The 4221-nt window shown below is 68.8% G+C and carries 3 protein-coding genes; all 3 read left to right on the plus strand.

Features of this window, described 5'->3' with window-relative positions; all coding sequences use genetic code 11:
• Window positions 1-908: DUF58 domain-containing protein (locus IV113_RS22220; protein ID WP_291089706.1), on the plus strand; the 908-nt coding region annotated here is incomplete at its 5' end.
• A 101-nt stretch (window positions 909-1009) separates the two neighbouring features.
• Window positions 1010-3031, plus strand: a complete 2022-nt coding sequence (locus tag IV113_RS22225) for a DUF3488 and transglutaminase-like domain-containing protein (RefSeq protein WP_291089708.1) — start codon at window positions 1010-1012, stop codon at window positions 3029-3031.
• Window positions 3032-3205: 174 nt separating this feature from the next.
• Window positions 3206-4138, plus strand: coding sequence for a lytic murein transglycosylase B (mltB, locus tag IV113_RS22230; protein WP_291089711.1), 933 nt, complete (start codon window positions 3206-3208; stop codon window positions 4136-4138).
• Window positions 4139-4221: the final 83 nt, after the last annotated feature.

Below are 4221 nucleotides of genomic sequence, written 5' to 3' on the forward strand. Positions count from 1 at the left end.
TCACGCTGACCCAGCGCAACGTCTACATCCTGCCCACGCGCCCGGGCTGGATGCTGGCCTTCACCTTGCTGCTGCTGTTGGTGGCCAGCATCAACTACCAGCTCAATCTGGGCTATTTGCTCACCTTCCTGCTGGCCGGCAGCGCGGTGGTGGGCATGCATGTGTGCCACGGCAATCTGCGCGGCATCACGCTGCTGCTCACACCACCCGAGCCGGTGCACGCCGGCCAGGCGGTGACGCTGAGCGTGCGCCTGTCCAGCGAACGCAAGCACACGCGCTACGGCATCGGCATGGGCGTGATCGGCGCCGACCCCACGCACGCCCCGCTGGCCTGGACCGACGTGCCGGCACAAGGCAGCGCCCAGCTGAAGGTGAGCTTTCCGTCGCCCGAACGTGGCCTGCACCCGCTGCCGCCGCTGAGTGCGCAAACCCTGTTTCCGCTCGGCACCTTTCGCGTGTGGACCGTGTGGCGCCCGACCTCGGGTGTGCTGGTCTACCCCGAGCCCGAAAGCCACCCGCCACCGCTGCCCCCGGGCGAGCCGCAGGCCGGCAGCTCGGGCGCTGCGCGCGTGCAGAGCACCGGTGAGTTCGACGGCGTGCGCGCCTACCGCCGGGGTGATCCGCTCAAGGCCGTGGTGTGGCGCAAGGCCGCGCAGGCGTTCTCAAGCGGGCGTGACGATCTCGTCAGCCGCGATGCCTTGTCGCACCAGCGCCAGCAGCTCTGGCTCGACCACGCGCAGTGCGGCGGCGCGGGCCTGGAAGCGCGGCTGTCGCGCTTGACGGCCTGGGTGCTCATGGCCGACCGCCAGGGACTGGACTTCGGCCTGCGCGTGCCCGGCCGTGACATAGCGCCCGACCAGGGCCCGGCGCACCGAGCACGCTGCCTGGAGGCGCTGGCCATATGTTGAACACGCCAACATCGGGTGACGGAGACGAGCCGAGCCGCCGCCGGGCCGCCCCAAGGCGGATCAGCCCCCCCGAGGGGCAGCGACCCGCGCAGCGGTGGAGCGTGGGGGCCTCACTCCCTCGGGACACGCGCGACACGCTCTTTCTGCTCGCCGTCATCGGCTGGGTGGCGTTCATGCAGGTGGGTCACACACCCTGGTGGTGCACCGCGCTCACCGTGGGCGTGCTGGTGTGGCGCACCACGCTCGCACTGCGCGGTCTGCCACTGCCGGGCTGGCCCGTGCGCGTGGGCCTGCTCGGGCTCACGCTGGCCGCCACCTTCATGACGCACAGCACCCTGATCGGGCGCGACGCGGGCGTGACGCTGGTGGTGGTGTTGCTGGCGCTCAAGACGCTGGAGATGCGCGCGCGGCGCGACGCCTTCGTGGTGTTCTTCCTCGCCTTCTTCACGCTGCTCACCCACTTCTTCTATTCGCAGTCGCTGCTCACGGCCGCGGGCATTCTTGTGGCGCTGCTGGGCCTGCTCACCGCGCTGGTCAATGCCCACATGCCCGTGGGCCGGCCGCCGCTCTCGCAGGCTGCGCGCATTGCCGGTGGCATGGCGCTCATGGGTGCGCCCATCATGCTGGTGCTGTTTCTGTTGTTCCCGCGCCTGTCGCCGCTGTGGGGCATGCCGGGGCAAGACGAAACCGGACGCAGCGGCCTCTCGGGCTCCATGAAGGTGGGCCAGATCGCCGAGCTGGTGCTCGACGACAACATTGCCTTGCGGGTGCGTTTTGAAGGCCGTCCGCCGCCGCAGGGCCAGCTGTATTTCCGCGGCCCGGTGCTCAGCGATTTCGACGGCGTCGAATGGCGCGCCCTGCGCTCGGGCTTTCCGCTGTCGATGGCGCTGCCCACCGACCTGCGCGTCTCGGGCGAGCCTGTGCGCTACCAGGTGACCATGGAGCCCAACCGCCGGCCCTGGCTGTTTGTACTGGAAGCCACTCCGCAAGGCCCGGAGGTGCCCGACAACGCGGTGCGCATGAGCAACGAGCTGCAGTGGTTCACGCAGCGCCCGATCAACACGCTGGTGCGTTACAGCGCCGAGAGCTACCCCACGTTCCGCTACGGGCCACAGAGCCAGGTGGTGGCTCTGCAAGACCAGATCGCACTGCCCGGCGGCTTCAACCCGCGCACCCTGGCGCTGGCGCAGGAGCTGCGGCGCGAACACGGCGCCGGCCCCGAGGCCAACCCCAAGCTCATCGACGCGGCCATGAACCGCCTGCGCACCGGCGGCTACAGCTACACGCTGGACCCCGGCCTGTACGGCCAGAACACCGCCGACGAGTTCTGGTTCGACAAGCGCGAAGGCTTCTGCGAACACATTGCCAGCAGCTTCGTCATCCTCATGCGCGCGCTCGACATCCCCGCGCGCATCGTCACTGGCTACCAAGGCGGTGAGCTCAACGGCGTGGACGGCTACTGGACCGTGCGCCAGCGCGACGCCCACGCCTGGGCCGAGGTCTGGCTGCAAGGCCAGGGCTGGGTGCGCGTGGACCCCACTTCGGCCGTGGCGCCCGGGCGCATCGGCTCGTTCGAGCGCCTGCGCGCGCCGCAAGGCGCGCTGGCCGGCGCCATCGGCAACCTCAACCCCAACCTCGCCGCCCAGCTGCGCGCCGCCTGGGAGGCCGTGAACAACAGCTGGAACCAGTGGGTGCTGAACTACACCCAGGGCCGCCAGCTCGACCTGCTGAAAAACCTGGGCTTCACATCCCCCAGTTGGACCGATCTGGCCTATGTGCTCATTGGCGTGGTGGTGCTGGTGAGCCTGCTCGGCGCCGCGTGGACGCTGTGGGAGCGCCAGCAACACGACCCCTGGCTGCGCCTGCTGCGGCGCGCCCGCACCCGGCTGCACAAGCTGGGTCTGGAAAGCGCCGACCACACCCCGCCGCGCGAACTGGCCCTGCGCGTGCAACAACGCTGGAACAATGACAACGTGGACGCCGGTGCCGCCGCGCGGCTTGCACAATGGCTGCTTCAGCTTGAGGCCCAGCGCTATGCGCGCCCTGGCCCGGGCAGCGCCACACTCTCCAGCCTGCAGCGCGAGTTTCAGCGGCTGGCGTGGCCCCGAAATCCAGACAACTGACCCCACCGACACCGATCAAGGCACCCATTGCAATCCGTGAACCGCCTTCTTTCCGTGCTGGCCGCCGCTCTCATGGTGGCCGAACCGGCCCTGGCCCAATCACCGGCCAAGGCCCGGGCCAACAACGCGGCCAAGGCCGCGCCCGTCTTCACCTACGACCAGAGCGAAGCCGCCATGGCCTTCGCCACCGACCTCGCCGTGCGCCGCAACCTGGACCCGGCCTGGGTGCGTCAGCAGATCGGCCAGGCGCAGCGCCTGCCCATCGTCGTGCGCCTCATGCAGCCCGCGCCCGCCGGCACCCCCAAGAACTGGGCCGCCTACCGCGCCCGCTTCATTGAGCCCATTCGCCTGCGCGCCGGGCAAAGGTTCTGGGAAGACAACCGCGAAACACTCGCCCGCGCCGAGATCGAATACGGCGTGCCCGCCAGCCTCATCGTGGGCGTGATCGGCGTGGAAACGCTCTATGGCCAGCACACCGGCAACTACCGCGTGATCGACGCGCTCAGCACACTGGCCTTTGACTTTCCCTCCAACCACCCGCGAGCTGCAGCGCGCACCGAGTTCTTCAAAAGTGAACTCGAACAATTCCTGAGCCTGACCGAGCGCACCGGCACCGACCCACTGACCCCGCGCGGCAGCTACGCCGGCGCCATGGGCTGGCCACAGTTCATGCCCAGCAGCTGGGTGAAATACGCCATCGACTTCGACGCCGACGGCAAGGTGGATCTGTTCAACAGCCAGGCCGACGTGATCGGTTCGGTGGCCAACTATTTCAAGGCCTTCGGCTGGCAAACCGGCATGCCCACCCACTACCCGGTGAGCTTCGACACCAGCAAACTCGACCTGGACACCCTGCTCGCCCCCGACATACTGCCCAGCTTCGGCGTGGAGAGCTTCACCGCCAAAGGCGCCGTGCTCGAAGGCCCGGCCTTGCAACACACCGGCAAGCTCGCGCTGGTGCTGCTGGAAAACGCCGGCGCCCCACCCACCTACGTGGCCGGCACGGACAACTTCTACGTGGTCACGCGCTACAACTGGAGCAGTTACTACGCGCTGGCGGTGATCGAGTTGGGGGATGCGGTGCGGGCGTTGGTGTCGGTGCGGTGAGCACTTTCGGCCTCTGTGGCAAAGCCGATACCAGACGGCAAAACGCCCGACATCCTGTGGAGGACACCGGGCGTTGGCATCGC

Origin of the sequence: Hydrogenophaga sp., from assembly GCF_018780385.1 — a bacterium.
GTDB lineage: Bacteria > Pseudomonadota > Gammaproteobacteria > Burkholderiales > Burkholderiaceae_C > Hydrogenophaga.

What these genes read in the sequence shown, in the direction of transcription:
- mltB (WP_291089711.1), top strand. Translation starts at nt 3,206, where the DNA reads ATGGCCTTCGCCACCGACCTCGCCGTGCGCCGCAACCTGGACCCGGCC.